This is a genomic window from Bacillus manliponensis, from assembly GCF_000712595.1.
GTDB lineage: Bacteria > Bacillota > Bacilli > Bacillales > Bacillaceae_G > Bacillus_A > Bacillus_A manliponensis.
Genome location: NZ_JOTN01000071.1, coordinates 1 through 863 on the forward strand (window position 1 = coordinate 1; position 863 = coordinate 863).

The window sequence follows — 863 nt, forward strand, 5'->3', positions numbered from 1 at the left end:
CTGAACAAAAGCTTAAAGAGCTTCGTGAGAAAGCAGCTGTTCAATTAGATCAGCTTCAAGTGGAATTTGAAAAGAAAGCAAAGTCCATTCGTGAGGGTACAACAAAAGAGTTTGATATCCTGACATATACTTTACCTGAAGTTGGAATGAAAGCTATTGGCGGTTTAATCAATGGTATGGAGGATATGCGAGGACCTTTAGAAGAGAAAGCAAAGGAGTTAGCAAACCTAGTCAATAGCACGATGGGGATACAGGTCGCTACATCATCGTCACTCACACAAGTCCCACAAGCTGCTAGACAGATAAAGAATGCCGCCGATGCAATTAGTTCTAATAGTACAACGTTTACTGTGAAAAACGTTGTAGAAACTCCAAAGCTAGAAGAAAAGCTTGATAAATTATTAACATCTTTTGATAAGGCAGCAAGTAAGAGTAACGAACCTTCAGTGGTCATGTATCAAACCAATAACAGTCCACAACCATTATTGCCATCTGAAACAGCTCGATTAAACCGTCAAGCGCTTGAGCAAATGGCTTTTAGAATGAGGTGATAACTTGCGAATTAAAGAAATGGTCTGTACAAATACAAACGGTGACAGCATAGTGATTTCGAAGAGTAGCCATTTTCAGCCGATTGAAGATTTTGACACAACTTCATTGAAAGTGAATAACACGTATGTAACCAACAATGGCATGCAGGGAGCTAGACCGGTTGCATCTCGTTTAGAGCCGAGGGATTTCTCTCTGCTCTTTTTTATTGATGTAAAACGTAGAGATGAGGATTGGATTCAGGCTAGACGTGATGAAATTTTCAAGGTGTTTAACCCCATTTATCACCCTATCCGACTTCAATTCAAAACGGC

At 39.9% G+C, this 863-nt stretch carries 2 protein-coding genes; both read left to right on the forward strand.

Annotation, left to right across the window (positions count from 1 at the left end):
• The coding region (locus BAMA_RS24800; protein ID WP_034644411.1) for a hypothetical protein at window positions 1-551 on the forward strand (551 nt) is incomplete at its 5' end.
• Window positions 552-555: 4 nt separating this feature from the next.
• A partial coding sequence (locus BAMA_RS23245; RefSeq protein WP_034644412.1) for a phage tail domain-containing protein occupies window positions 556-863 on the forward strand: 308 nt, incomplete at its 3' end.